26 protein-coding genes are annotated in these 25,587 nt (G+C 56.7%); 12 read left to right on the top strand and 14 right to left on the bottom strand.

Annotation, left to right across the window (positions count from 1 at the left end):
* Positions 1-45 precede the first annotated feature (45 nt).
* The 8 genes from QE435_RS09105 to hutH all read left to right on the top strand — a co-directional run bounded on the left by QE435_RS09105 (position 46) and on the right by hutH (position 8,792).
* Positions 46-1,008 carry an ABC transporter permease gene (locus tag QE435_RS09105; protein ID WP_349041051.1) on the top strand — a complete coding sequence of 321 codons (963 nt, stop codon included), beginning with the start codon at positions 46-48 and terminating at the stop codon, positions 1,006-1,008.
* Positions 1,005-1,928: an ABC transporter permease gene (locus QE435_RS09100; protein WP_349041050.1), complete on the top strand. Its 924-nt coding sequence runs from the start codon at positions 1,005-1,007 to the stop codon at positions 1,926-1,928. The genes QE435_RS09105 and QE435_RS09100 overlap by 4 nt, the downstream gene beginning before the upstream one ends.
* A gap of 1 nt (position 1,929) precedes the next feature.
* The gene (locus tag QE435_RS09095) at positions 1,930-2,946 is read left to right on the top strand and encodes an ABC transporter ATP-binding protein (RefSeq protein ID WP_349041049.1); all 1,017 of its coding nucleotides are present in this window, start codon (positions 1,930-1,932) and stop codon (positions 2,944-2,946) included.
* Positions 2,939-3,934 carry an ABC transporter ATP-binding protein gene (locus QE435_RS09090; RefSeq protein WP_349041048.1) on the top strand — a complete coding sequence of 332 codons (996 nt, stop codon included), beginning with the start codon at positions 2,939-2,941 and terminating at the stop codon, positions 3,932-3,934. Before QE435_RS09095 ends, QE435_RS09090 begins: the two co-directional genes overlap by 8 nt.
* Positions 3,935-3,943: 9 nt before the next feature.
* Positions 3,944-4,456, top strand: coding sequence for a TIGR02444 family protein (locus QE435_RS09085; protein ID WP_349041047.1), 513 nt, complete (start codon positions 3,944-3,946; stop codon positions 4,454-4,456).
* A gap of 5 nt (positions 4,457-4,461) precedes the next feature.
* Positions 4,462-5,838, top strand: coding sequence for an amidohydrolase family protein (locus tag QE435_RS09080; protein WP_349041046.1), 1,377 nt, complete (start codon positions 4,462-4,464; stop codon positions 5,836-5,838).
* Between the two features lie 4 nt (positions 5,839-5,842).
* A complete protein-coding gene (locus QE435_RS09075; RefSeq protein WP_349041045.1) occupies positions 5,843-7,114 on the top strand; it encodes a Zn-dependent hydrolase in 1,272 nt (423 codons plus the stop codon).
* 64 nt (positions 7,115-7,178) lie between these two features.
* Complete coding sequence (hutH, locus tag QE435_RS09070) at positions 7,179-8,792, top strand: histidine ammonia-lyase (RefSeq protein WP_349041044.1); 1,614 nt, start codon at positions 7,179-7,181, stop codon at positions 8,790-8,792.
* 249 nt (positions 8,793-9,041) lie between these two features.
* Here hutH and moaA read toward each other — a convergent pair whose 3' ends face one another.
* The 4 genes from moaA to QE435_RS09050 are packed head-to-tail and all read right to left on the bottom strand — an operon-like array spanning position 9,042 to position 13,883.
* A complete protein-coding gene (gene moaA / locus QE435_RS09065; protein ID WP_349041043.1) occupies positions 9,042-10,067 on the bottom strand; it encodes a GTP 3',8-cyclase MoaA in 1,026 nt (341 codons plus the stop codon).
* Positions 10,061-11,401, bottom strand: a complete 1,341-nt coding sequence (locus tag QE435_RS09060; RefSeq protein ID WP_349041042.1) for an FAD-dependent oxidoreductase — start codon at positions 11,399-11,401, stop codon at positions 10,061-10,063. The genes moaA and QE435_RS09060 overlap by 7 nt, the downstream gene beginning before the upstream one ends.
* Positions 11,398-11,703 carry a ferredoxin family protein gene (locus QE435_RS09055; RefSeq protein WP_306927491.1) on the bottom strand — a complete coding sequence of 102 codons (306 nt, stop codon included), beginning with the start codon at positions 11,701-11,703 and terminating at the stop codon, positions 11,398-11,400. The genes QE435_RS09060 and QE435_RS09055 overlap by 4 nt, the downstream gene beginning before the upstream one ends.
* Positions 11,704-11,756: 53 nt before the next feature.
* Positions 11,757-13,883, bottom strand: coding sequence for a molybdopterin-dependent oxidoreductase (locus tag QE435_RS09050; protein ID WP_349041041.1), 2,127 nt, complete (start codon positions 13,881-13,883; stop codon positions 11,757-11,759).
* 193 nt (positions 13,884-14,076) lie between these two features.
* Here QE435_RS09050 and QE435_RS09045 point away from each other — a divergent pair, with 193 nt between their 5' ends.
* Positions 14,077-14,970: an AraC family transcriptional regulator gene (locus QE435_RS09045; RefSeq protein ID WP_349041040.1), complete on the top strand. Its 894-nt coding sequence runs from the start codon at positions 14,077-14,079 to the stop codon at positions 14,968-14,970.
* A 198-nt stretch (positions 14,971-15,168) separates the two neighbouring features.
* Here QE435_RS09045 and QE435_RS09040 read toward each other — a convergent pair whose 3' ends face one another.
* The 3 genes from QE435_RS09040 to QE435_RS09030 all read right to left on the bottom strand — a co-directional run bounded on the left by QE435_RS09040 (position 15,169) and on the right by QE435_RS09030 (position 17,110).
* Positions 15,169-15,789, bottom strand: a complete 621-nt coding sequence (locus tag QE435_RS09040; protein WP_349041039.1) for a BA14K family protein — start codon at positions 15,787-15,789, stop codon at positions 15,169-15,171.
* Between the two features lie 137 nt (positions 15,790-15,926).
* On the bottom strand, positions 15,927-16,784 hold the full coding sequence (locus QE435_RS09035; protein ID WP_349041038.1) for a DUF1236 domain-containing protein: 858 nt from the start codon (positions 16,782-16,784) through the stop codon (positions 15,927-15,929).
* A gap of 20 nt (positions 16,785-16,804) precedes the next feature.
* On the bottom strand, positions 16,805-17,110 hold the full coding sequence (locus QE435_RS09030) for a DUF1236 domain-containing protein (protein ID WP_306927502.1): 306 nt from the start codon (positions 17,108-17,110) through the stop codon (positions 16,805-16,807).
* A gap of 232 nt (positions 17,111-17,342) precedes the next feature.
* Between QE435_RS09030 and QE435_RS09025 the strand changes: the two genes are divergently transcribed.
* The 3 genes from QE435_RS09025 to QE435_RS09015 all read left to right on the top strand — a co-directional run bounded on the left by QE435_RS09025 (position 17,343) and on the right by QE435_RS09015 (position 19,916).
* Positions 17,343-17,738 (top strand): DUF1236 domain-containing protein, encoded by a 396-nt coding sequence (locus tag QE435_RS09025; RefSeq protein ID WP_349041037.1) that lies wholly within the window; start codon positions 17,343-17,345, stop codon positions 17,736-17,738.
* Between the two features lie 181 nt (positions 17,739-17,919).
* Positions 17,920-19,290 carry a sensor histidine kinase gene (locus tag QE435_RS09020; protein WP_349041036.1) on the top strand — a complete coding sequence of 457 codons (1,371 nt, stop codon included), beginning with the start codon at positions 17,920-17,922 and terminating at the stop codon, positions 19,288-19,290.
* Positions 19,287-19,916, top strand: a complete 630-nt coding sequence (locus tag QE435_RS09015) for a response regulator transcription factor (RefSeq protein WP_349041035.1) — start codon at positions 19,287-19,289, stop codon at positions 19,914-19,916. The genes QE435_RS09020 and QE435_RS09015 overlap by 4 nt, the downstream gene beginning before the upstream one ends.
* Before the next feature lie 100 nt (positions 19,917-20,016).
* Here the strand turns inward: QE435_RS09015 and QE435_RS09010 are convergent, their stop codons facing one another.
* The 7 genes from QE435_RS09010 to QE435_RS08980 form a co-directional block, all read right to left on the bottom strand.
* Positions 20,017-20,289, bottom strand: a complete 273-nt coding sequence (locus QE435_RS09010) for a hypothetical protein (protein ID WP_349041034.1) — start codon at positions 20,287-20,289, stop codon at positions 20,017-20,019.
* A 368-nt stretch (positions 20,290-20,657) separates the two neighbouring features.
* Positions 20,658-20,858 (bottom strand): hypothetical protein, encoded by a 201-nt coding sequence (locus tag QE435_RS09005; protein ID WP_349041033.1) that lies wholly within the window; start codon positions 20,856-20,858, stop codon positions 20,658-20,660.
* Between the two features lie 498 nt (positions 20,859-21,356).
* Positions 21,357-22,451, bottom strand: a complete 1,095-nt coding sequence (locus QE435_RS09000; protein ID WP_349041032.1) for an ABC transporter ATP-binding protein — start codon at positions 22,449-22,451, stop codon at positions 21,357-21,359.
* On the bottom strand, positions 22,448-23,248 hold the full coding sequence (locus tag QE435_RS08995; RefSeq protein WP_349041031.1) for an ABC transporter permease: 801 nt from the start codon (positions 23,246-23,248) through the stop codon (positions 22,448-22,450). Before QE435_RS08995 ends, QE435_RS09000 begins: the two co-directional genes overlap by 4 nt.
* Before the next feature lies 1 nt (position 23,249).
* Positions 23,250-24,125: an ABC transporter permease gene (locus tag QE435_RS08990; protein ID WP_349041030.1), complete on the bottom strand. Its 876-nt coding sequence runs from the start codon at positions 24,123-24,125 to the stop codon at positions 23,250-23,252.
* A gap of 74 nt (positions 24,126-24,199) precedes the next feature.
* Positions 24,200-25,210 carry an ABC transporter substrate-binding protein gene (locus QE435_RS08985; RefSeq protein WP_349041029.1) on the bottom strand — a complete coding sequence of 337 codons (1,011 nt, stop codon included), beginning with the start codon at positions 25,208-25,210 and terminating at the stop codon, positions 24,200-24,202.
* Between the two features lie 58 nt (positions 25,211-25,268).
* On the bottom strand, positions 25,269-25,583 hold the full coding sequence (locus QE435_RS08980; protein ID WP_306927522.1) for an NIPSNAP family protein: 315 nt from the start codon (positions 25,581-25,583) through the stop codon (positions 25,269-25,271).
* Positions 25,584-25,587 lie beyond the last annotated feature (4 nt).

The following is a 25,587-nucleotide window of genomic DNA, read 5'->3' as shown; positions in this document are numbered from 1 at the left end:
GCATTGACGGCTATTCCAAAGCAGTTGCCGAAAGGAGGTGACGACTTGAGCAGGAAAGTAGCACCCTATTTCAAGGCAGTCGTGACCCGTCTTCTGGCCGGCATTCCTGTATTCATCCTGGTAACACTCGGAGCTACAGCGTTGTCGAGCCTGGCTCCTGGCTCGCCGGCACAATTGATCCTGGGCGACAATGCGACCCCGGAGCAGATCGAGGCGCTTAACCGTACTTACGGCTATGATTTGCCCGTCTTGGAGCGCTATCTAAAATGGCTTGGCGATCTGTGTCGTGGCGATCTTGGTCAGACCCTGTTCTCCCAGCAGCCGATGTTGCAGGTGGTCTTCGATCGGGCCATGGTGACATTCGAAATAGCGGCACTTGCGATGTTGGTGTCAATGATCGGCATTCCCCTTGCGATGGTCGCCGCAAGCCATCCCGGCAAGTTTACCGATCGTATTTTGCGCTCCATCGCATCGGTGGTGCTTGCAGTTCCAACATTTGTCATCGTGGTGCTTTTGAGCTACCTTTTTGCCATTGAGTTGCGGTGGCTGCCAGCCACAGGCTGGGTCTATTTCTCCGAAAATCCGCTGGCAAACCTTTGGTACGTGGCGCTGCCGGTACTGTGCCTCAGCCTCCATCAAACGGCTTACCTTTACCGCGTTGCTCGAAACGAGTTTGTCGCTACGCTTCAGGAAGATTTCATCCAGGTAGCAAAGGCCAAAGGACTGTCGCTTCGATATATTCTGTTGAAGCACGTTCTGCGTCCATCCATGCCGCAGATCCTGACAGTGATGGGATTGTCACTGACCTATATGTTGGCGGGCTCCTTTATAGTCGAGAGCTACTTTGCCGTGCCTGGCATTGGCTGGACCATGCTCACCGCCGTGAAAAGCCATGACATGCCTTTGGTACAGGCGATACTGTCGCTGACGGTTGTAATTTTCGTCGTCATTTTCATGCTGGTGGACATCGGCTACGCCATCATCGATCCAAGGGTCGACGTGGTATGAGCATGCCGGTTCACCCCCCTACATCCGTGCCTGAGCCTGGCGAAACGGAACTCTGCGCCATCGCCCGCGCCCACATGCCGTGGTCTGCCCGATTGCGCCTCCCGGGCTCCAGCCCTTTTGAACTGATCGCCCTTGGCTTCCTGCTGGCTCTTGTGCTGACTGCGGTATTTGTCGATTTCATTCCGGGGCTCGTCAGCCCAAAGCTGCCTTATGGTGACTTTTCCCAGCCGCCGGAATGGTCTCTCAATGGCCTTCTTGGTACGGATGATATCGGCCGCAGTATACTGTCACGCGTCCTTTATGGAGCCCGAGCCTCATTGATTATCGTGGCTGTCGCCACGTGCATCTCCGTTTCGTTTGGGCTTCTTCTCGGACTATTCGCCGGTTACTACCGCGGCAGTCTCGAGCGGATGGTCGATCTCTATACAAACACAATGTCGGCTGTGCCGTCCATTCTTGTGGTGCTCGCCTTTGTAACCGCCACCGGTCCCTCCGTTCTGACCATCATCCTTACATTGGGTGTTCTCGATATCGGCACATATGCTCGCGTTGCCAAGGCGGGTGCAGTGTCCCAAAGCAACCGAGACTATATTCTGGCAGCCCGTGCCATGGGTGCGAGGGACACTCGTATCCTTCTGAAGGAAATTCTCCCCAATCTGATCCCTGTGTTGACCGCTGTCATGCCCACCTTGATGGCTGGCCTTATTATCACGGAAGGTTCTCTTAGCTTCCTCGGCTATGGCATTCCCGCACCGGCACCCAGTTGGGGCGGCATGATCGCCAGTTCGACGGATCTTCTCAGCCGTTTTCCCTTGCTGATCCTGGGACCTGTCATGGCGATCGTGCTTACAGTCTATGCCCTGAATACCGTGGGGGATTACTTCGCCCACCGCCTGAACAGCCGTGAGAGAGGGAATTGATATGGCCTCGTTGACCGGCTCACACCCAATCCTTTCCTGCGATGATCTATCATGCACCATCACCGCTGAACCTGCACCGCTGCAAGTGCTGCATGGGATCGACTTCTCCGTGGCGCGATCTAGGACACTGGGCATCGTAGGAGAATCTGGTGCCGGCAAATCCATGCTTATCAAGTCGATCATGGGGCTTACTCCCGCACCTGTCAGGGTCGAAGGTCGCATTGTTCTCGACGGTACAGACCTGTCGACGTTGAGCCTCAAGGACCGCAGCCAGATGATCGGCCGCAAGGTTGGCATTGTCTTTCAAAATCCGATGACTTCTCTCAACCCGTATGTGACCGTGGGGCGACAGATCGAAGAGACAGGTCGCTTCCATCTCAATCTCAGCCGTGTCCAAGCTCATGACCGGGCTGTCGAACTGTTGGACGTTGTCGGCATTGCCGACCCCGAGGATAGCTACGACTATTTTCCACATCAGTTTTCCGGGGGGATGAAGCAACGCATCATAATTGCCGGAGCGCTTATGTGCCGCCCGGATCTGTTGATCGCTGATGAGGCCACGACGGCCCTAGATGTGACGGTACAAAAGGAAATTCTCGACCTTTTGCAAATCCTTCAGGAAGAGCGGCAGATGTCCATGATCCTAGTCTCGCACAATCTCGGTGTGGTGGCCGGGCGCACCGACGATATCCTAGTACTCTATGGTGGCCATATTGTCGAAATGGGCAGGACAGCAGATGTCTTTCGACATCGGCGGCATCCTTATACCGAGGCTCTGCTGTCTGCGATGCCGCGCATCGACCAACCCGCCCATGCGCGGCTTCGCACCATTCCGGGTCAACCTCCAAGCCTTGCGAGCCAATCGACAGGGTGTCCCTTTGCGCCTCGGTGTCCGGGGGCACAAGAAATCTGCCGACGCATCATGCCGCCAATGACGATTGGGGAGAATGATCACCGTTTCGCCTGCCATTTTCCTCTCAATGACGTGACCAGCCAACGGGAGGTTTCCCATGGCTGACCTGGCTTTGAACATTTCAGATCTCTCCGTCGAGTTTACGCGGCGCGGTAGGGTCATGAAGGCCGTCGATCATGTTTCCTTTTCGCTAGCTCAAGGCGAGACCCTTGGATTGGTTGGCGAAAGTGGCAGTGGCAAAACCACCATCGGGCGGGCATTGCTCAGGCTTTTGCCTGAAACCGACACACGCTGGACGGGATCTATCGAATATCAAGGCACGGATCTGGCGAAGCTGCCGAAAAGCGGGATGCGAAGCATGCGCCGTCGGCTGCAAATGATTTTTCAAGACCCGCTCTCCTCCTTCAACCCACGAAGACGGGTTGAGGATATTGTTGCCGAAGGCCTAGTAATACACGGCGTTGCGAAAAAAGAGCGGGATAGACGCGTCAGGATAGCGCTCAAGGATGTAGGATTCGATCTGGAAAACGTTGCCGGCCGTACACCCCATCAGTTTTCCGGCGGGCAATGCCAGCGCATTGCCATTGCCCGGGCGCTGGCTGTCGAGCCCGAACTGATTGTTTGCGATGAGCCCGTAGCATCGCTCGATGTTTCTGTTCAGGCGCAGGTAATCAACCTGTTGCAGGATATCCGCCAAAACCGCAAACTCACCATGGTTTTCATCTCGCACGATCTGGCGGTGGTGAAGAATGTAAGCGATCGCGTGGCTGTGCTTTACCGGGGAAAGATTGTAGAGATCGGCCCCAGCTCTGCAATCTATGCTCTGCCCGCCCATCCTTATACACGCACCTTGCTGAACGCCGTACCGGTTGTCGATGGCGGGCAAAAAATAGTGCCTGACCGCAAGCGCATCGAGGTGCCATCAAGAAATCAATCCATGAACGGCTGCGCTTTCAGAGCGCGTTGCCCCCGCGCTACGACCATCTGCACAGACAAGGAGCCCAACCTGGACCCGACTTTTGCCGGTCAGATGGTCGCCTGCCATCATCCGCATGATGAGCCCTTCCAAGCCTCATTCGCAACGTCGGTGTGAGGGACGAAGATGGTCGAAGCAGAAGAATTCGCGCGACAAGCATGGGAAACCATGTGCGATCTTTATAGCGCACCAGCCGTGCCCCAAGTCTGCCTGCAGCTACAGGATCGGTATGACGTCGATGTACCTTTGTTGCTGCTATTGCTCCATGCGGATCGGCACGAATTTGGAGCCGATACCGCGCTAGTCGCCAGCTGGCTGACACAAGCGGCGGAATGGCGTGAAGACGTTGTGAAGCCGCTCCGACGTATCCGGCAGACGATGAAAAGCCTCTACACGGAACAAGATGAGCGTCAGCTTCGCGATGCCGTCAAAGCGCTGGAACTGCGAGCCGAACAGCTACATGTCCATCGCCTTGCCAGAAGCCTGAAGTGGGAAATTCAGAGGCAGCAAGGGCACCAAATGGCTGACGTCTATTTGCGCAGCTGCAACGTGCCGGATGCAGAACGCGCGACAGCACTGACCTTTTTTAGAGATGAGACCGCCTGTTTGAACAGGAAAGACGGCAACAAAGAAAGATAGCCGATATGAGCGAATACGACAAAGTGGTGCGAGGAACCCTCGTTACCGAAGACGGTGTCACCGAAAACGGTTTTGTAGCTATACGTGACGGCGTCATCGCCGGACTTGGAAGCGGCACGGCGCCGGCTGCCAAAGATGTTTACGACTTCGGCTCGGCGTTGATCCTGCCCGGCGTGATCGATGGGCAGGTGCATTCCAGGTCGCAAAAGGATCAGGAGGACTTCATCTGGTCCACGCGCTCCGCTGCGGCGGGCGGTGTTACCACCATCGTTGACATGCCCTATGATGCAGGGGGGAAACTCATCTGCACCGCCGAGCTGCTAAAAGAAAAGGCTGAAAGTGCCGCCACCCAGGCTCGCGTGGATTTCGCCCTCTATGGCACCATCCGTCCGTCAGAGGGGCCAAAGCACATTGCCGAGATGGCAGAGGCTGGAGCAGCAGGCTTCAAGTTTTCAACATTCGAAACGGATCCCAACCGCTTTCCCCGCATACCGACGCCCTTGCTCCATGCGGCCTTCGCGGAAGTATCGAAAACCGGGCTGATTGCCGGCGTTCACAATGAGAATGACGAATGCGTCAAAGTCTGGAGCGAGGCCGTAAAGGCAAGTGGTCGAACCGATTACCTCACTCATGGCGAATCGCGCCCGCCCATTGCCGAGACACTTGCCATAGCCGAGGTCTACGAGATTGCAGCATCTACCGGATGTTCCGCCCACATCGTGCACTGCTCAGTCGGACGCGGATATGAACTTGCGCAGGCTTACAGGTCACAAGGCGTGGATGCCACAATCGAAGCTTGTATCCATTATCTTGTCTGCAGCGAGGAAGAGGACGTATCACGTCTTCTCGGCCGGGCAAAATGCAACCCACCGATCCGCTCGGCCAAAGAGCGAGAAAAGCTTTGGCAGCATCTGGCGGCAGGTCATATCACCATCGTTTCGACTGATCATGTCGCGTGGAGCCTGGCGGCAAAATCATCGAAGGTCATGCTGGAGAATGCATCAGGCATGCCAGGCCTTGAAGTGCTCGCGAGCCTTCTGCTCGATGGGCTCACAGATCGCGGCTTACCCCTCTTCCACGCAGCAAAGCTGCTCAGCGGAAATCCTGCCCGCCTGTTCCGCTTGACGGCGCAAAAGGGTGCCCTGGCGATCGGGCTGGACGCGGATCTTGCGGTTTTTGCCGAAAGGCCCCGCATCTATGACGCTGCAGCCAGCGGGCATAACGTCGTGGGGTGGAGCCCCTACGAAGGAAGGCGCATCCGCCATACAGCAATCGCTACGTTCCTGCGCGGCCAGATGATTTATGACGGCAAGGACGTTCTGGCCGAACCCGGGACCGGCCGATTTATCACGCCGACACGCGCAGTCTCAAAGGCGGCCTGAACCGATGACCGCGATGCAATCCATTCCCGGTGTCGATCGGTCAAAGCTGCAAGGGGACTTCGATGCGCTGGCCGCGCTAACGGAGCCTGACCGCCCCTGGACGCGTCGCTCCTTCACTAGTCTGTTTCTGCAAGGCCGCGATTATCTAAAAAGACGTTTCGAGGAAGAAGGGTTGAGCGTTCGTATCGACCCGGCGGGCAATCTGATCGGTCGATGGAACGGCACACTTGAAGATGCGCCGGTACTCATGACGGGCTCACATAGCGACACGGTGCCCAGCGGTGGACGCTTTGATGGAACAGCCGGCATTCTATCCGGGCTAGCCGCCATCCGCGCGCTGAAGCTTGCCGGATACAAGCCGCAACATACGATTGAACTCGTTGATTTTCTGGCCGAGGAACCCAGCGAATGGGGGCTGTCATGTATCGGTAGCCGGGGTATGGCTGGCGCCCTCACCGCACAACATCTTTCGCTGCAAGGACCAGAAAGCGAGAGCCTGCATGACGCCATCAACCGGATCGGGGGGGACGTTTCACAGCTGGTCGCAGCGCGCAGGGATGACATTGACAGTTACGTGGAAATCCACATCGAGCAAGGGCCCGTCCTAGAGGCGAAGCAGATCCCTATAGGGATCGTGACCGCCATCGCAGGTATCAGTCGCGTGCGAATTCGCTTTGAGGGCGTTGCCGGCCACGCTGGAACCTCTCCTATGGACATGCGCGCCGACGCGGCTCTGGCAATGGCGTGGTTTACTCTCGCCGTTCGTGATGCCGCCTGTGCTGTCCAAGGTAAAGGTCATTTTACGGCGACGACCGGGGTGCTCACCATAGAACCGGGGGGCGCTAATGTCGTCCCCGGAGCATCAGAGGCTATTGTCGATATTCGTGCGGAAGACGACGAGATGATGGACCTTTTCATTGATCGGCTTGAAGTAACTGCGAATGCGGTTGCAGCGCGGGAAAAATGCCAAGTCACGCGATTTGATCGCTTGAGCAAGACGCGGGCCGTTGCCTGCGATCCTGCGCTTAGAGCCGTTCTTGACGATGCTGCCGCCAGCCTCGGCCTGCAAACCCTACCCTTGGCCTCCGGTGCCGGCCATGATGCGGCGTTCATGGCCCAGATCACGCGATCCGCGATGATATTTGTCCCATCGCGGGAGGGAAAAAGCCACACACCGGAGGAATGGACCGACAACGAGGCCATGGCCTTGGCCGCTGACGTGCTCGTCAGCGCCCTTGTCCATCTCGACAGCGCGCCGAGGCTGCCGGCGGACTGAAAAGCCACAGCCTCAGACGCGACGAAACTCGATCAAGATAATTCATCAATTAAGGATTGACCCTATGACAACGATAATTCTGGACGGCGACAGCCTGACTATTGAGCAGACAGTACAAATTGCGCGCCAAAACACTAAAGTCGAGATTGCAGAAGCAGCCCGGGCAGAGATCATCAAGAAGCGAGCCTATATCGAAGAAAACTGGCTGACGGAGAATGCGCCCGCGACATATGGATTCAATACCGGCGTTGGGAAGTTGAAGGATTACAAGATCAATCAATCGGACAATGAGCAGTTCCAGCTTAACATCGTCCTGTCGCATTGTTCCGGCATTGGTGAACCGGCATCAGAAGAAATTGTCCGGGCCATGATGGCAGTACGCATCAACGCATTTTGTGTCGGTGTTTCGGGGTTGCGGATCGAGGTTGTGGATCGTCTTGTCCAAATGCTGAATAGCGGCGTTCACCCCGTGGTGCCCATCCAGGGATCTGTCGGTGCATCCGGAGATCTGGCTCCCCTCGCCCACATGGTTTCTGTCCTCATTGGTTATGAGGATGCCGAGGCGTTCTATAAAGGAGAGCGCATGCCGGCTCCCCAGGCGCTTGAGCTCGCGGGCATCAGTCCGGTGACGTTCGAGCTAAAAGCCAAGGATTGCCTGGCCCTCATCAACGGTAATAGCCTGTGTGCAGGCATGGGCGCGTTAACCTTGCATGACGCGGAGGAACTGATGAAGACGGCCGATGCAATTGGCGCCCTCAGTCTCGAAGCCATCCGGGGGGAACAAGCCGCGTTCGATGCCCGAATTCACGACGTTCGCAAACAACCCGGTCAGATTTTGACCGCTGAAAACATCCGTCGAATGATCGAAGGCTCGCGCCGCACGTCGGAATCGTCGCGGGCAGTGCATCTTGAAGATGACATCTTGCATCCAACCTACCACCCGCGTGTACAAGACCAATATTCTTTCCGCTGCCTGCCTCAGGTTCATGGCAGCTGCCGAGATCAACTCGACCACGCCAAAACAATTTTGACTCGCGAACTAAATGCCGCAACGGACAACCCGTTGGTCTTCTGGAATGAAAATGGTGCTCTAGAATTTCTGTCCGGCGGGAATTTTCACTGCGAGCCGATCGCTTTCGCCATGGATATCCTCGCCATCGCCCTAATCGAGATTGGCAATATTTCCGAACGCCGCCTATTTGCTCTTTGCGATACCACGCTAAATTATGGTCTCCCACCGAATCTCGCGGGCAAGCCGATTGGATTGAACTACGGCTACGGCATTATTTCAACCGCTGCAGCCGCCGTCGCCTCCGAGAACAAGACACTAGCGTTCCCATCGGTCGCCGACACCATTCCGACCAAGAGCAGCCAGGAAGACCATGTCTCCATGGCCGCATGGTCATGCCGCAAGGCGCAGCAGGTGCTGGACAATCTACCGAAAATCATCGGTGTAGAATGCCTTTTGGCAACCAAAGCGATTTACCTGACCCGCCACGTACTGGGCAGCTTCAAGCTCGGTCGCGGCACGCAGGCGCTTTACGAGGCTTTGGCTTCGGTCATTCCGCTGCAGGAAGGCGATGGCTACACGCAAAAGCAAATCAAGCCCGCCTTCGCCATGGTGACTGAGGGGAAAGTATTGACTGTAGTGGAAGAAGCGATCGGCACCCTTCGCTAGTATTCAAGTTGCAGGGAGTAATCCTCCAATTGCGCATATCGATCATTTGCTCGCCCTGAAGCCCGTATCAGGGTGAGCGATCTAACGTGCGCTGTTAGGCTTTACATGGCATTGTGGTGGGATCGCCTCTCCCGCAATAGCATAAGCGCAGAGAATGCTACCGAGAGCCTAGCTTTAGCGTACGCGGTGCTGAACAGATGAGGTTGCAGGCCTTCCCCAGCAAGGCCCACTGACAAAGGCTCTTCAGTTTCACCCTCCTGTGTTCGACATGTGACGGGCAATTCTTGGCGTCGACATTCTGTCTAGAACGAAGTCATGACCCTTCGGTTTGCTCCGGATCGCGGCCAGGATACTGGCAACAAGTGCTTGGTCTCCTGGTGAAGAGCGCATAATGTCCTTCAGATCGGCAGCATCCTCCTGGCCGAGGCAGGTATGCAGCACGCCTGCGGCTGTCACGCGAACGCGGTTGCACCCCTCGCAGAAGTTATGGGTTAGTGGCGTAATGAAACCGATCAGGCCACCTGTTTCTTCGATACGAGCATATCGCGCTGGGCCACCTGTGCGCTGAGACACTGGAGTGACCGTCCAGCGAGCCTCTATGCGACGACGCAAGCTGTCGAGCGGCAAATACTGGGCTAGTCGATCCGCACCGGTTTCCCCAAGCGGCATGGTCTCTATAAAGGTCAGGCCCATTCCGCCGCCATGGGCAAAACGAATAAGCCGGTCGGCCTCCTCTTCTGTCACGCCCTTCAGCGCAACCGTGTTGATCTTGACGGCAAGACCTGCGGCTTGCGCGGTCTCGATCCCCTTGAGAACTGTCACGAGCGAGCCACCCCGCGTAAGTTCGGTGAAGCGTTGCGGATCGAGCGTGTCGAGAGAGACGTTGATCCGTCGCACTCCGGCATCCGCCAGCGCCGCTGCATATTCCGCCAAACGGGTGGCATTGGTGGTCAGGGTCAGCTCTTTCAGCGATCCGTCCCGCAGGAAGCGCGAGAGGCTTTGGAATAAAGACATCACGTTCTTACGCATCAGCGGCTCGCCGCCGGTGAGGCGGATCTTGGTCACGCCGAGCTCAATGAAGGCACGCGCCACTCGCTCCAACTCTTCAAGCGAAAGCAGATGCTGCCTTCGCATGAAACTCATTCGTTCCGGCATGCAATAGACGCAGCGCAGATCGCAGCGGTCGGTGACGGATAGACGCAAGTAGCTCACGCTGCGGCCGAACGTGTCAACGAGAGGAGGACGAGTTGCGGTTTGAAGGGCGTCCATCAGCATGCGATCCCTTTTGTGCGCGCTGCGGCGATCATGTCGTCGATGGAAACGAATTTTTCGCGTGGCTTGCCGATAGCACGACCCCGCGCCACCTCCGCGCTGTCGATAAGACGCCACGCATCGAAATCGAGGGGCGTATCGTATCTCCGGCCAAGACTAGAAACGAGCCGGTCAGCCGCACCATCCTCTGGCGACGGCAGGCTGTCGAGATCGATGAGTATCTTCTCGACAGTATCGAGCGCGCAGGCACGGTTGGTGCCGATCGTTCCCTGCGGGCCACGCTTGCTCCAGCCGCACGTATAAAGTCCTGGAACAACCCCGTTCTGCTCCACCAGACGACCATTCCGGTTCGCATGGACGCCACCCGAGCGATCATAGGCGACGCCGTCGATCGGCATCGTTCGACGTCCGACACTGAAGAACACCAAGGTCGTGTCAATCGTGACGGATTGTCCGCTTGGTTCTTCAACATGGTTGCGCCTGAAGACTGCACTCCGGACCCGTTCATCCCCTTCGAAGCGAACAGGCTCCAAATGGAAGCGGAAGAGGCAACGCCGTTCCTTCGTCGCAACGTGGCGGGAAAAGCGTTCGAGGACGTCCATGGAGGCCCTGCGCTCACTATCGAATCCTTCACCGATCACGAACGCGTTGGCCGGTAGATCGTCCTGCTCGACGCCCGGGTCGCATGCCGACAGCGCATCGAATTCAAGCAGTTCTTTTGCCGAAAAACGGGTCTCGGCAGGGCCGCGCCGCCCGATCAGATGCACTTCCCTAATCCGGCTCTCGGAAAGCGCCTCCAGCGCATGAGCGGCGATATCGGTCTGGCGCAATTCTTCAGGCGTTTTGAGGAGAATGCGCGCCACATCGAGCGCGACATTTCCGTGTCCGATGACAAGAGCGCGTTCTCCTGAGAAGTTGAAGGCAAGATCACGATAGTCCGGATGACCGTTGTACCAACCGACAAAATCACTGGCCTGATGGTTGCCTGCCAAGCTTTCGCCGGGCAGGCCGATCTCGCGACCGAGCGACGCGCCGGTGGAGAGGATGACGGCGTGATAGGCACCGCGAAGGGTCTCGACGCTGATATCCGCGCCCACCTCGACACCGCCGACGAAGCGAAAGCCGGGCATCGCCGCGATCCGGTCGAAAACGGCCGTGACTTGCTTGAGCTTCGGATGATCGGGGGCCACGCCGAAACGCACGAGACCGTAGGGGACCGGCAGCCGCTCGAACAGATCGACGGAAATATCCTTCTGCGCGCGCAAAAGGGCCTCCGCAGCGTAGAAACCGCTCGGCCCCGCCCCGACAATAGCAACGCGATACTGCGGCGTCTTCATAGGCCGAGTGCCTTTTTCCGCTCGTCGGCACCGGGAAGCGGTGCCAGACGGCTGGTGATCACAGGCGTTTCAGCCGCCCGGCGACGATTGATCTCGATCCATTTCTGCTGTTCAGGCGGTAAGAGGTAGGACGCCTGTATGGCGCCCACCGGACAGGCCGGCACGCAGCCGCCGCAGTCGATGCAATTTTCGGGATCGATATAGGTCATTTCATCATCGAGATGAAAACACTCGACGGGACACACGGTCACGCATTCCGTGTAGCGACATCCCGTGCATTGGTCAGTCACGACATAGGTCATGTCTCTTAACGCCTTTCACAAAATCTAATTGGTGCCGAAGCCGACAAGGGCTGTCACGTTGGAGCGACCTCAACCAGCACATCCGAGAAAGTCGGGGCGCGTCCGAGATCGGCGAATGCCGGCGGCGTCAGCGCGTGGACGGTCGGCCCGCGACGGTTCGAGCGCTGCCAGTAACCGGCAGGTGCGACCACCACACCGGGCATCACATCTTGCGAAACCGTCGCAAACGCCTCGAAGACACCGCGATCATTGAAGACGCGAATAGGCGTACCGGCGGTGATGCCGCGAAGATCGGCGTCGCTCGGATGGAGGATAACGGCTTGTTCCTCACCGGCCTGAGCCAGCTGTGCAGGCAGATTGCCGTAGTTCGAATTGAGAAAAGCATGGCTCTTTGGGGAGATAAGACTCAACGGATATTTACCGGCAAGTGACGGAGCGCTGGCAGGGCTCTCGTTCGGCGCGATATAGTGCGGCAGCGGATCGACAGGCTCTCCCGACTGATCGCCATTATACCCTTGGCGGAAGAGCGGGACGACGAAATTGCCGGTTTCCGCAAGTGTCGACTTGAACTCGCATTTTCCTGTCGGTGTCGGAAAGTTGCCGTCGCGGTGTGGCGCCCATTCGCCTGCGGCGGGCATGTTCAGCCTGAGATAGCCCTTCTCTTTCAGCGTCTCCAGGTCGATGCCTTCCATCACAGGGCTTGCCCAGTCCATCGACTGCGCGATCATTTCGTCATCCGAGCGATGGAAGAACGGATCGTCGATCCCGAGCGCTCCGGCAAGCCGCCGGAATAGTTCGGTGTTCGGCACGGCCTCTCCGAGCGGCTCAATCGCCGGATTGTTGTAAGACAGATAGAGATGGCCCCAGGAAAACATAATGTCCTTCTGCTCGAGTTGGGTCGTGGCAGGCAGAAGAATATCCGCGTAGCGAGCCGTATCGGTCATGAAATGCTCGCTGACGACAGTGAAGAGATCATCACGCGCGAGACCTGTTTCCAGCTTACCCTGCTGGCTCACCATGGACATCGGATTGGCATTGTAGACGAACAGCGAGCGGATGGGTGGATCGAGCGGAAGCTCGCCAGTCAAGGCCGGGCCAAGCTGCCAGGAATTGATCACCCGCATCGTTTCCGGCTGAAGGTCTGGGCGCATCAATCCACCCCAATTGACGGGGAATGCCCAGATCGGCAATTGCAGAAGCCCGCCGCCGACATGTTTCCAGGCGCCGATCAGCGCTGGCAGACAGGCAATGGAGCGCACTGTTTGGCCGCCGCCGGCATGGCGTTCCACCGCAACGCCAATGCGGATGACGGCAGGTGGTGTCGAGGCATATTCCCGCGTCAGCGTATAAATATCCTCCAGCGGGATGCCGGTTTCGGCAGAGGCAAATTCCGGCGTGTATTGCTCCACCCGCTCGGCAAGTTCGGCAAAGCCCACCGTATGCGCATCGATATAGTCGCGGTCGATCAGCCCTTCCTTGATGATGATATGCATCATCGCCATGGCCAGCGCGCCATCCGTTCCCGGCCGGATTGGAATATGCCAGTCGGCCAGGCGCGCTGTGCGGGTGCGCACGGGGTCGATCACCACCAGCTTCGCGCCGTTCTTCTTCGCCTGCTCGATGAAGGGCCAGTGATGCGAATTTGTACTGAGCGTGTTGCAGGCCCAGAGGATGATGTATTTCGAGTGGATGAAGGCCTCCGGATCAACCCCCGGCGTATGACCGATGGTCATCATATAGGCTGTGCAGGAGCCGGAATCGCAGAAGGTGCGCTCGCTGACCGTTGCGCCAAGCTTGTTGAACAGGGGATCGCCGACATTCAGCCCGTTGATGATCCCCTGCGTGCCGAGATAGCTATAGGGTAGGATCGCCTGCGCACCGTCGGTTGCGATGATGTCCTTGAACGTCGCAGCGATCTCCGCCAGCGCCTCGTCCCATGTAATCCGCGTGAATTGACCGCTGCCCTTCGGGCCGGAGCGCCGCATAGGGTAAAGCACGCGCTTGTCGCTGTAGACTCGATCCTGATAGTTGTTGACCTTCACGCACAGACGCCCGCGCGTAAACGGATGGTCCGGATTGCCGCGCACGGCGATCGCCTTGCCGTCCTCGACGGTGGTGAGGATGGAGCAGGTATCGGGACAGTCATGGGGGCAGGCTCCGACAACGGTTGTGCGTGACATGTTCAACTCCAAGTCATTGCGCCTTCGATAGGCAGTGCTTCAATTGTGAGCAGTCTGACAGTCTCTTTAGGGCTTGCCTTTATCCGCTTCTGCGATTGGCTATTCCGTTTGTGCGAAAATCGGTCCGAACGCCGACTGGCCTGGATCTTGCATAGAGTTCTATTGGCGAAACCTATAAGCGCGGAGAAGACACTTGCTTGGTCATTCCGTCGATAAATACGTCACCGGAACCATGGTTCAGACCTCGAACGCCAACGGCTGGGGCAACCTGCTGGCGGAACGTTGGCGACATGAGGCTGGAGAACTGCCCTCCCTCGTGCCGCGCGACACGGAGATCGCGGTGCTTCTGCGCGGCCGATCTGTCGTGGATCGGCGCGGCGGCGGCATGCGTCAACACACCGTGGCCAAGCGGGGCACGATCTGGCTCTGTCCCGCCGGCGTGGAAGAAGAGTTCATCTCCGTTTCAGAGCAGATGGACGACTGCCTTCACATCTTTCTGCCGGGACGGCCCTTTTCCGACACCATATTACGGGAATACGATCTCGATCCCGCGCGCATCGAACTTCGCTATGAAGCGATCGACGAGGATCCGTTCATCGAATTTGCGGCCAATCAAATCTTACGTGAAATGTCCAGCGAGAGCGCCGGAGGCCGGCTATTTATCGAAACTCTTGCTGTGTCGCTATCAGCCCATCTCATTCGCTCTTACTCCGGTAGTCCAGTCACGCCTTCGGGAACCGTAAGAGCGGAAAAGCCACTGGACAGCAAGCGGCTCCTCCGTGTCGAGGAGTATGTGGATTTTCATCTGGACAACGATCTCACCGTCACCGATCTGGCGTCCATTGCCTGCATGAGTGTGGGGCATTTTACCCGGGCGTTCAAACTGGCAACAGGCAAAAGCCCGCATGTCTTCGTCAACGACAAGAGAATGGCGCTCGCCAAGCAAAGGCTCTCCGACGAAAACTGGACGATTGAAGCCGTGGCCTTGGCCGCCGGCTTCTCATCTCATGCCAACTTCACCCGTGCCTTTAAGAACACCACTGGCATGACGCCGAATGCATTTCGTGCCGTCGCTCGCGGCAATTAGATTGTGCCATTACCACGACATTATCCCGCTGGGATCCTTGTTTAATTGGAACAAGGCTAAGTCCAGCTGCGAACGAACGGGAAATTCATGCGATCGCTTGATCGTCCCGCCCCCATAGTCCGCCCGATGAAGCCCGCTCTTAGGAATCGACACAACAATATCGACGCGAGCGTGCTCGCTGGACGACTGCAGAGGAGACTAGTTGGAAGCCTGTTGGGCGAGTGAAACTCTTCTATAGTGCTCATACGCCATTTGCGAACCGGGCTGGCATTGTCTTCTCGGCCCCGAAAAGGGCTGATAAGAATTGTCCTCGACCCGGTAGGACCGATATCGGCTCATGCACGAGGCGACGTGATTATCGTCAAGCGAAGCGACTTGCTGCCCTGTTTCAGGCTGCGCTACCTCCGTCGGTGGGATGCAGCGCTGACGTGGGCCGCCGCCAAATGGTTGGTAGCTTTTGTCCACCTTCAGGTAAGACCGGTATCTGTTGGAGCACCATTCATCTGCCTTGGCTTCAACGTCGGTCTCGGCTGTCTTTTCCATCAGCGGCGTGCCGCCCCTATTCAGTGGCTCGCTTCGAGAGCCGCTATGGGAAGCGAGTAGTTTGGGGGCATCGATAAAGGCGGGTGGCAGACGTTCATAGGCTTGCTCCCTTGGATCAACGCGCTTCACTTCCGCTGTCCACAACGGTTCCTGACTTACATCAAGAACGATAGGAGAGACGGATTTCGGCCTGAAATCGGAAGCAATCCTCATTCCGCCGCCGATAACGGGCAATGAGCAAAGAAATAGAACGGAGCCGACAATAACGTTTTGCATGGGGTGCATCACCAAAACATCGAGAGACAGGCAGAGCAGCGAGACGATATTTTTTTGAGCTCTGGGCACAGAATGGGCCGATCGAACTGTTGGTCGCGCGGCGGCGGTCAACAGTTCGATGAGAGGCAGCGAAACCGTCAGATCGTCAGCACGTAGACGATCTCGTAGCTTACAGGATCGATGATGATGATCCGCTCGTCGGAAAGAACGATGTACTCGTAATCGCGGTACTGGGGCACGATCTTGATCATCCGCGCGGGGAGCTTGTGCAGCTTCACAGTTCTTGGAACTGCGGTCCCTACCGACACGCTGAATGTCGGACGGACGGCTTCGACTTTGTTCTCGACAATGACATTTCGGATTTCGGTGCGCTGCTCAGTGGTAACGTTGATGCTCACGTTAGAGCCGTTTTTGTCTTCCTGTGCCGTCGCAGATGCCGCGCCGGAGACGTCACCGGTTTTCGAACCCGCATTGCCTGTGGTTTCGGTTGTTGTCGCGGAAGGACGTGTCGCGTCCGTGCCTTTCGGGGTCTCAGTGGTGTGTGAAGTCTCCGATGACGTGGTGGCTCCAGCCTTCTTGTTCATTCCCGACGAGTTGGACTCGACCTTTGCTTTCCCGGTAGGCTGGGTCCCATCGGTGCTTCCTGCGCTCTCACCCCTTACATCTTTCTTCTGTGAAGCCGCCCCGGCGTTCATGGCTGGTTTCGCCTGAGTTTCCGTCCGAACCGCAGAGTTTGTGTCTGCTGCTGGCGTTTTTATCTCTGACTGACCAGTCGCCTCCGCTTTTCCGCCTCCCTTTCCAACTTCGGTACCACCCTTGGTCTCAACAGAGACGTTTGGCGGGTTTTGCTTTTTTGGGAGTAGCGCGGGGTTGGTCTGGCTGTTCGTGTCTGGCGAAGCGTCCTGTGCCACCGCGCCAAATGGCGACAGGGTAGTACTTGCGACAAGTGCGGCCAGAATAGCCATCTTCGGGGTATGTGACATGTTTTCCTCCATCAATCGTTCAGGTTGCCGGCTTAATTCATGATCCGAATGATCTTGCGGGTGCCGGGATCGACGATTGCTGTCTTTCCGTTGACGACGACGTAGCTATAGGCGACGTCTGGCGCATCGATCCTGTGCAGCTCCACCGTTTCTGGAACGGCAGTGCCAACCACGACATCGACGTTGGGCACATCCACCGAAGTGACCGTGTGCGCGGTTACGTATTTTTGGATGACCACTTCCTGTTCTGGGCTGATCACAACGGTCTGCGCGTGCAGAACGCTCGATGTGCCGATAACGATCATTGCAGCCGTCACAGCGAGGACTTGGGTTTTCATGTGTTTCCACCTTGGCAAGTGTTGCTCTTTGCCTGCGGTTGCAGGTGCCGTTCCAAAGTAGATTGGGTGGGAAGCGTTCCGCGCTTGGGTACTCAGTCCGATCGCCATAGGACTTTGGTCGCAACGCTCTGATCAAGCGCCACCGCGACTAGGGCACAAAGTCCTACGCCCGGAACGGATGCAGGTCGAAAATATTGATGGGGTGTTGAAATTCTGTCCAAGGAGAACACCCATGCAGATGAAACAGCTTTCTTTCCTGGCCCTCGCAATGTTGGTCGCAGGCGCAGCACAGGCTCAGGAGTCGACCGTTACCGGCGCGGCTGGCGGCGCGGTTACTGGCGCAATCGTCGGCGGCCCGGTCGGCGCGGCAGTTGGGGGCGTGGTGGGCGCTGTCGCAGGCGCAGCTATCGATCCGCCGCCACCGCGTGTCGTTACCTATGTCCGTGAGGCGCCTATGCCAACCGACACGGTTGTCGTTCAGGAAAAGGTCGTTGTTGGCGAGCCGCTGCCTACAACGGTGGTCGTTCACCAGGTTCCGGATGAACCGAAATACTCTTATGCCATCGTCAATAAACAGAGAGTCATCGTTGAACCTTCCACGCGAAAAGTCGTGCAGGTTATCAACTGATGGCGAAGCCTGCCGGATTGTGACGTCCGGCGGGCTTTTTCATGATTCTTAAATAAGTCGTTTCGTATATGAAGTAGGTCTCCTCCACCCACGATCCTTCATCCAAATCATAAATTAATTTAATCTAAAGTTCGTTGAGATGAACCTCCACGGCAGAGTGATGACAGGTAGGCGAGTGACTATGTTAGGTGGCGAAATCGCCCGTCTTTCATCTAAGGCCTTGGGGTCTCTTTCGCTCGCCCAACAGTTTTTCCTCGCTGGTGGTCTCGTCTCGTTGTGCGGAACGGTGCTGATTGGCGTGTTCGTTACGGGTCAAATCGTTGAGACCGTAACGAGGAATGCAGGTTCGACCACGGCACTGTACGTCGACAGCATCATTGCACCAATCCTACCCGATCTCACCCGATCGACGAAACTCGACGATTCCATCGAACGAACATTGGATGAAACACTCGGACAGGGGGCGTTGGGCAGACGCCTCGTTTCGTTTCGTCTGTGGACAGAAGATGGAACCATTATCTACTCCAACGACAAACGGCTGATGAACATGGTTGTGCCCCCTGGCGAGAACCGAAAGAAGGCGTTCGCCGGGCAACTTGTCGTACATTTCGACGAGGTCGGAGATCCCGAAAGCGATGCGGAACGAGCGCTCGGCGAACCCCTTCTGGAAATCTATAATCCGATCTTGCAGCCCTGGTCTGGAGAGGTGGTTGCCGTTGCGGAGTTTTATGAACGGGCCGTCGATCTTGAGAGAAGCCTGGCGCGGGCACGCTTGAAAAGCTGGATCGTGGTCATCGCCGTTGCCTCTGCCTTTTTCGCAATTCTTTCCACAATCGTGCTCAAAGGCAGCAGGATGATCAGGCGTCAGCTGAGCGAGATAGAGAATCTGGCGCGCCGCTTGCAAAAAGGATCACAGCGCTCGGTCGCCTTGAACGAGCGGCTGCTGCGCAAGATTGGTGCCGATCTCCACGATGGACCCGCGCAGCTCATCGCCTACGCAGCACTGCGGGTGGACAGCGAGAAGTTTCTTAGCGATCAGACGAGCAGGGCTGAACGGGAGTCTGAGACGACAACGATCAAGGCCAGCCTTGATGAAGCTATCCGGGATATTCGCAACATCTGCCGGGGCCTCGTCTTGCCAGATATAGAAAATTTGCCCATCGAAGACGTCGTAGGACGAGCGATTGAGCATTATCAATCCCGAGCTGGAACACGTGTAACGACCTCCATCGAAGATGTGGACGCGAAGGTCGGAGTTCCCGTCAAGATCTGTGCTTACCGCTTCGTGCAGGAAGGTCTGAACAACGGTTGGCGCCACGCGGCGGCGGCGGATCAGAGCGTGTCACTCAGACAGGAGGGCGCGCAGATCGTCGCTATCGTTTCAGACGCCGGTAGCGGCTTTTCACTCGACGAGATTGGACCGGACTGCATCGGATTGTCAGGCCTTAAAGAACGAATTGAGAGTCTCGGTGGTCGTTTCGAAGTTCGGACATCGTCGAACGGAACGCACCTCACCATGAGATTGGATACTATCGATGTGAGCGATCAATGACAGAAAACATCAAAGTCGTCATCGTTGATGATCACCCTATATTTCGCTCGGGTGTATCGCAGAGCTTGAGGGAATGTGGTTTCGACATTCTGGGCGAAGGCGGGAATGCCGACGAGGCGTTGGCGCTAGCCGCCAAATTCACCCCGGACGTCATTCTTCTGGATATATCGATGCCCGGCAACGGGCTAGCCGCTATCAGGTCGATATTGAGCCTGTCTCCTTCTATCCGTATCCTCATTCTCACCGCATCTGAGCGCGTCGATGATCTTCAGATAGCAATCCAGTCTGGAGCAGCGGGATATGCTCTCAAAGGCGTCGGCTCCCGTGAATTGGTCCAGGTATTGCGGACCATTGCTGGCGGCGGACGTTACGTTCCCACCGAACTCGGTGCGAAATTGCTGGCCGAACGAAAGGCGGCATCGGAGCTCATCGAGCAGCGTCAGGAATTAAGCAACAGAGAACGGCAGGTGATGGATCTCATCTCTATCGGGATGAGCAACAAGCTCGTGGCACGGAAGTTAGGCCTTCATGAGAAAACCGTGAAGCATCACGTGACAAGGATTTTTGCAAAGTTACAGGTCAGCAATCGCACGGAAGCTGCACTGTTATGGAGAGATCGGACCTAGTCTGAATTGGTCGCTTGAAACCTTGAACGATCCTTCGCCGTTGCAGGACGATCTACGATGACCCGACCCTTATTGTCACGCATTGAATAGCGTCCTCTTCTTAAGGTCTCAGTGATTCCATTGGAGTGACGCACTTCAAGACCCTGCCCCGACTGCCGGCCACCCGCTTCATTCCCATTTGAATTCTCGGCTCCATCAGCGTCCGATGCTCTGCCACCGCCATTGCTGTTGCCTTTGCCGCTTCCACTGCCGTTGCCGCTTCTGCCACCGTTCCCGTTTCCGCCGCTGTTGCCACCACTGTTTCCGTTTCCATTGCCGCCACCGTTTCCTCCGCCGTTGCCGCCACCATTCCCGCCGCCGTTGCCCCCGCCATTCCCATTACCACCACCTCTACCTTGAGCAACAGCGGCCTGAATGCCGGCAATCTGCGAAACTTGCACAACAACCAACGACACCGCTCCTCGTCCAACCAAGGGTAGGGTCATGAAGTATTTAAGCACGTCTCTTCTCGTACGCACTTCGATCTCCGTGTCTGCAGATGGTGTTAGAATCGGCGCGAACCAATCATCTCTACTGGTGCAGTAGGCTGCCAGAGTTTCGTTTGGTTGAAAACTGCCTCAGGGTAGTCAAAGCAGAAGGTTGCGTGATGACTTTGGACCGGGTTTCGACTCCAAAAATTTGAAGATCGATTTCGGTTTCACAGATCGATCGACCATCTCACGAAAGCGGTAGCATTTAAAATCAAGGATCAATAGCAGCTGGCTGTATCGCTTTTCGATGACCATCGCCCTGATTTTGGTGGCGCCTTTTCATTATCTTGTCGATCAAGGCCCTGTCTCCACCGAAGCGATCCATGACATCGGCTGCTCTCGAGATGCTCAGAGAATATTTTTGTTGAAGTTGCTCCAATGTATAGGGTTCGGTCCGCCTGCTCTGATCCATCTCATTCTCCTCACGCTCTATAACGAGTATAGTCTGCAACCCAGTTCTCGATCCGAACGCCGTGCTGGCAATGGCGCTCACGTCGTTTAGAAGCGCAAAAAACCGCGGCCTCTTAGTTTGTGTGGAAAATCTCCGGCTTTTGAAATTCACTGGAGATCAGCTTCCGTCCGTTCAACACTTTTTATCCGGCGGTGGTTCATCGATTAGGACTTTGTGCCCGCATCGACTGTTGAACCCTTGCCGTATGGCCAGAAAACAAGGTGAGGCCACGCTGGATTGCCCAGATTTCAGCGTAACGATAAGGAACAGCCGACTGGCTCCGCAGAGTTAGGAGCGTTTGATCGGCATTAAGCGCACACTTGATCGCAAGGGTCGAAGAGCAATGGGAGCAATGGCAGGAAAGCCGTTTGATCAGTTTTCAACGAATTACACTGAAGTACCAGACACCGATATCTGTTGATCGATGCCCGATGTCGGAATGAGACAGATTTGCCCATCTCATCCTTGTTCTCGACAGAAGACCTGTGCTGACGCGGGCTCAAAGCCCAGATGCACAAGATCACCGCGGTTGAGGCCTGATATTGCCTCATGGCCGAATGGCAGGCGTACAGCGACCGGCTCCCCGAGATCAGTCCGGGTAACGACATGAACATTGTTGCCAAGAAAGGTGATATCGCTGACCGTGGCTTGGAAGCGGGTTGAGGTCTGGGGCGGAGTGCGGCTGAGGTGCAGTCGTTCGGGTCGCAGCATCAGCGAGGCTTTTTTACCGGGCGCGGCCTCTCCATGCATCGGAACATCGCCGAAAACGATGTCCGGCCCAAGAGAAACCGTTGCGCGACCGCCAGATGCGGCAAGGAGATCGCAGGTGATGAAATCGCTGTCTCCGATGAATTCCGCGACGAAACGGGTGGCAGGATGGGCGTAGAGTTCCGGACCCGTTCCGATCTGGTCGATCACACCTTTTGAAAATACGGCGATCCGGTCGGACAAACGCAACGCTTCTTCCTGGTCATGGGTAACATAGAGGATCGTCACTTCCGTTTGCTGATGAATGCGGCGGATCTCAAACTGGATTTCTTCCCGGAGCTTCTTGTCGAGGGCAGACAGCGGCTCATCCATCAGGAGAACGGGCGGATCGTAGGCAAGGGCGCGGGCCAGGGCCACACGCTGCTGCTGCCCGCCGGACATTTGTGCAGGTTTTCGGTCTTCGAAACCTTCAAGCCGCACAAGCCGCAGCATCTCCTTCACCTTGGCATCGATTTCTGCTTTGCCTTTACCGCGAACCTTCAGCGGAAAAGCGATGTTTTCGCCAACGGAGAGATGCGGAAAAAGGGTGTAGCGCTGAAACACCATGCCGATATTACGCTTATGCGACGGCGTTGACAGCAGGCTTTGGCCATTCAACAGAATATCGCCATCCGTCGGCTGTTCGAAGCCCGCCAGGATGTAAAGCGTGGTGCTTTTTCCAGAACCGGACGGACCGAGAAAGGTCATGAATTCGCCCGGCTGCACATCGAGATTGACGTTTTGAACGGCAATAACGGGCCCGTATTGCTTGCGAATACCGCGAATTTGCAGGAGTGGCTGTGTCATGTTTTCAGTCCTTTTCGCACGGCGGCAACAAGCAGCATGAGAATGATGGTCACCGCGATGAGAAGTGTCGACGCAGCGGCGATCACCGGTGTCAAATCCTGGCGAAGCGTCGCCCAGATCTTCACCGGAAGCGTCTGCAAAGTGGGGCTTGCCATGAAAATTGCCAGCACAACCTCATCCCAGGATGTGAGGAAGGAGAAGATCGCCGCGGAAAACAAGCCATGGCTGATGGCAGGCAAGGTGACGCGGATTTTCGCCTGAAGCGGACTAGCGCCACACAGGACCGCCGCATCCTCGATCGACTTGTCAAAGCCTTCGAGCGCACCGGTCAGCGCCAGAATGGAGAACGGCAGAGCCACGACAAGATGAGCAATGACGAAGCCCACAGTGGTGCCAGCCAGTCCGAGCTCGAGGAAGAAGGCGTAAAGCGCAACTGCAAGTACGACCACGGGCAGGATCATTGGCGTCATGAACAACGCACGCAACGTGGTGCGGCCAATGAAGCGTCCACGCACCAAACCAAAGGATGCGACAAGGCCGATCAGCACCGATAAGACCGTGACCATCGCGGCAATTCGCAAACTTGTCCAGGCCGCTTCCAGCCAGCGCGGGTCGGCAAAGAAATCTGCGTACCACTTCAGTGTCCAGCCGGGCGGTGGAAAAATCAGCCACTGCGACGAGCCGAAAGACAGCGCCGCTATGAAGATGATGGGCAGAATGAGGAAGGCGGCCGTTAGAAGCGTGATGAAGAGCAGCAGCCATTTCCAGACGCCAAGGCTGTTATAATTCAAAAGCATGTCAGCGCTCCCCTGCCCCGGCGGCGCCGAAGAACTTCAACTGTATCGCATAGAGGGCCAGAGTAACGACCAGCAGCACGAAAGCCGCCGCACCGCCCATGCCCCAATTGACCAGCGATTGAACGAACTGGGCGATCAGTTCCGCGAGCATCATGTTCGCGGTTCCGCCGAGCAGCGCTGGCGTGACGAAGTAACCGAGCGACATGACGAAGACCATCAATGCACCCGCCATCATCCCAGGCGCCGCAAGTGGAATGAGAATGCGCGTCAGGGCCTGCCAGCGGGTCGCGCCGCACAGCGCCGCTGCCTGAAGGATGGCCGGGTCGATCTTGCGGATGACACCATAGAGCGGAATGATGATAAAGGGCAGCATGATATAGGTCATGCCGATCGTCACGCCGGTGAGGTTGTTAACCAACGCAAGCGGCTTGTCGATGATGCCGAGATTGATCAATGTCTTGTTGATGACACCTGTTCTCTGCAACAGCACCATCCAGGCATAGGTGCGCGCGAGAAGGTTGGTCCACATCGATAGCAGCAATATCGCGAAGATGATCGACGCCAGACGCGAGGGCATAATAGCCAACGCCCATGCGACCGGAAAGCCGATAACCAGAGACACCACCGTCACCAGTGCCGAGACTGCAAAGGTGTTGAAGAAGATCTTCAGATAGGTCGAACTACCGAGAAGGGCCGCGTAATTTCCAAGACCGAAAACCGGTTCTGTAACGCTTCTGCTCAGAAGAATGACAACCGGGACGACGAAGAACAGAACAATCAGAAGCAACGCCGGCAGGGTGGCCACAAAGTTGCCGGGGCGGAAAGGCAGCCTGGAGCGCGCTTTCGGGCTGACTGCATCATTGGTGAGTGAAACCATGTCCGAACCTCCCGGAACTAGAAAAACGGCGCGGACGCCAAAAGCGCCCGCGTCACTGCTTCATTCGGCTTGGTTCACTTCGCCTGCCAGGCGTACCAGCGCTCTCCGATCTCATCGCGATGCTGCGCCCAGTAACCCATGTCGGCATTGACCTGGCTTGCGGTCTGCTGGTCCGGTAAAGTCTTGGCAACCGCCGGGTCCATGAGCTTGGCGGATGCGATATTGATCGGCGCATAACCCGTTGCCGTCGCCATTTCCGCCTGCGGCTGCGCCGAGGTGGCGAATGCGATGAACTTCATCGCCGCATCCTTGTTTTTCGTTCCTTTTGGAACAACGAGCGAGTCCGCTGCGGTAATATTCTGCTCCCAGGACGTCTCGACCTTCACACCGCTTTTCTCAAGTGCGGTCATGCGGCCATTCCAGACACTCCCGAAAGGTGCTTCCGCAGACGCGATCAACTGCTGCGACTGCGCACCGCCCGACCACCAGACGATGTCGGACTTGATGGTGTCTAGCTTCTTGAAGGCGCGGTCGAGGTCGAGCGGGTAGAGCTTGTCGGCGGGCACGCCATCGGCCAGAAGTGCAGCCTCGATGACGCCGGGAGCGGACCATTTGTAGAAGGTACGTTTGCCCGGAAACTTCGTCGTATCGAAGAGATCGGCCCAGCTTTTTGGGCAGGCTTCAACCGCATCGACATTGCAACCGATGACGAAGGAATAATAGAAGCTGCCGACGGAGTAATCCGTGACGAAGCGGGGATCGAGCTTCGATTTGTCGATGACGCTGAAGTCGAGCTTTTCCAACAGGCCTTTCGGTCCGGCCTGTGCCGCATAGTCACCCTCTACGTCCACCACGTCCCAAGTGACGCTATTCGCTTCGACCATGGCTTTCAGCTTGCCATAATCGGTGGGGCCATCCTGCACCACATTGATGCCGGTCGACGCCGTAAATTTATCGGCCCATGCCGCCTTCTGGGCGTCCTGCGTGGTGCCTCCCCAGCTGGAGAACACCAGATCTTCCGCCTTGGCGGATGTTCCAAGGGCAAAAATAACTGCGCATGTCGTCAATACCAGTTTCGATTTCATGTTCCCTTACTCCGCTTTTGAGCTTGTTATTGGTATGCGTATCGTGATCGGCAGCGCTTCACTTCAAGGGCGAAAATGCAGCCGGTTTCATGATCTTGTTTTCAGCGACTTCGATGAGATCGCGGATTTTTGGCAGGAAGGCGAGCCAACGCGGATCGGCCATCAGCCGTGCGCGGCGCGCTTCGCGGTCGTCCAGGCTGGAAAAGGCCCAGATATGCACGATCTCGTTGATCGGCCCGATTTCGGAGAAAAAGTATCCGATAAGTTCGCCAAGATGACTTTTCTGAATCTCGATACCCTCGTCTTCCACGACTTTGAGGTAGGCCGGAATTGCTCCGTTCTTCAGCCGGTAGGTGCGGATTTCGTAGAACATCGGC

This window comes from Agrobacterium sp. SORGH_AS 787 (genome assembly GCF_030819035.1).
Classification (GTDB): domain Bacteria; phylum Pseudomonadota; class Alphaproteobacteria; order Rhizobiales; family Rhizobiaceae; genus Agrobacterium; species Agrobacterium larrymoorei_B.
The sequence above is the reverse complement of the archived record's forward strand: the minus strand, read 5'-3'. Positions and strand labels throughout refer to the sequence as shown.

Excerpts from the sequence above, each read along its gene's own strand:
- QE435_RS09010 (WP_349041034.1), bottom strand. The coding sequence starts at position 20,289 with ATGGCGGGGGCAACGGCGGCGGGAATGGTGGCGGCAACGGCGGAGGAA.
- QE435_RS08980 (WP_306927522.1), bottom strand. The coding sequence starts at position 25,583 with ATGTTCTACGAAATCCGCACCTACCGGCTGAAGAACGGAGCAATTCCG.
- QE435_RS09075 (WP_349041045.1), top strand. The coding sequence starts at position 5,843 with ATGACCGCGATGCAATCCATTCCCGGTGTCGATCGGTCAAAGCTGCAA.
- QE435_RS09060 (WP_349041042.1), bottom strand. The coding sequence starts at position 11,401 with ATGAAGACGCCGCAGTATCGCGTTGCTATTGTCGGGGCGGGGCCGAGC.
- QE435_RS08985 (WP_349041029.1), bottom strand. The coding sequence starts at position 25,210 with ATGAAATCGAAACTGGTATTGACGACATGCGCAGTTATTTTTGCCCTT.
- QE435_RS09000 (WP_349041032.1), bottom strand. The coding sequence starts at position 22,451 with ATGACACAGCCACTCCTGCAAATTCGCGGTATTCGCAAGCAATACGGG.
- QE435_RS09090 (WP_349041048.1), top strand. The coding sequence starts at position 2,939 with ATGGCTGACCTGGCTTTGAACATTTCAGATCTCTCCGTCGAGTTTACG.
- QE435_RS09055 (WP_306927491.1), bottom strand. The coding sequence starts at position 11,703 with ATGACCTATGTCGTGACTGACCAATGCACGGGATGTCGCTACACGGAA.
- QE435_RS09040 (WP_349041039.1), bottom strand. The coding sequence starts at position 15,789 with ATGCAAAACGTTATTGTCGGCTCCGTTCTATTTCTTTGCTCATTGCCC.
- QE435_RS09005 (WP_349041033.1), bottom strand. The coding sequence starts at position 20,858 with ATGGATCAGAGCAGGCGGACCGAACCCTATACATTGGAGCAACTTCAA.
- QE435_RS09030 (WP_306927502.1), bottom strand. The coding sequence starts at position 17,110 with ATGAAAACCCAAGTCCTCGCTGTGACGGCTGCAATGATCGTTATCGGC.
- QE435_RS09100 (WP_349041050.1), top strand. The coding sequence starts at position 1,005 with ATGAGCATGCCGGTTCACCCCCCTACATCCGTGCCTGAGCCTGGCGAA.
- QE435_RS09080 (WP_349041046.1), top strand. The coding sequence starts at position 4,462 with ATGAGCGAATACGACAAAGTGGTGCGAGGAACCCTCGTTACCGAAGAC.
- QE435_RS09050 (WP_349041041.1), bottom strand. The coding sequence starts at position 13,883 with ATGTCACGCACAACCGTTGTCGGAGCCTGCCCCCATGACTGTCCCGAT.
- QE435_RS09035 (WP_349041038.1), bottom strand. The coding sequence starts at position 16,784 with ATGGAGGAAAACATGTCACATACCCCGAAGATGGCTATTCTGGCCGCA.
- moaA (WP_349041043.1), bottom strand. The coding sequence starts at position 10,067 with ATGCTGATGGACGCCCTTCAAACCGCAACTCGTCCTCCTCTCGTTGAC.
- QE435_RS09015 (WP_349041035.1), top strand. The coding sequence starts at position 19,287 with ATGACAGAAAACATCAAAGTCGTCATCGTTGATGATCACCCTATATTT.
- QE435_RS08995 (WP_349041031.1), bottom strand. The coding sequence starts at position 23,248 with ATGCTTTTGAATTATAACAGCCTTGGCGTCTGGAAATGGCTGCTGCTC.
- QE435_RS09025 (WP_349041037.1), top strand. The coding sequence starts at position 17,343 with ATGCAGATGAAACAGCTTTCTTTCCTGGCCCTCGCAATGTTGGTCGCA.
- QE435_RS09020 (WP_349041036.1), top strand. The coding sequence starts at position 17,920 with ATGTTAGGTGGCGAAATCGCCCGTCTTTCATCTAAGGCCTTGGGGTCT.
- QE435_RS09095 (WP_349041049.1), top strand. The coding sequence starts at position 1,930 with ATGGCCTCGTTGACCGGCTCACACCCAATCCTTTCCTGCGATGATCTA.
- QE435_RS09085 (WP_349041047.1), top strand. The coding sequence starts at position 3,944 with ATGGTCGAAGCAGAAGAATTCGCGCGACAAGCATGGGAAACCATGTGC.
- QE435_RS08990 (WP_349041030.1), bottom strand. The coding sequence starts at position 24,125 with ATGGTTTCACTCACCAATGATGCAGTCAGCCCGAAAGCGCGCTCCAGG.
- hutH (WP_349041044.1), top strand. The coding sequence starts at position 7,179 with ATGACAACGATAATTCTGGACGGCGACAGCCTGACTATTGAGCAGACA.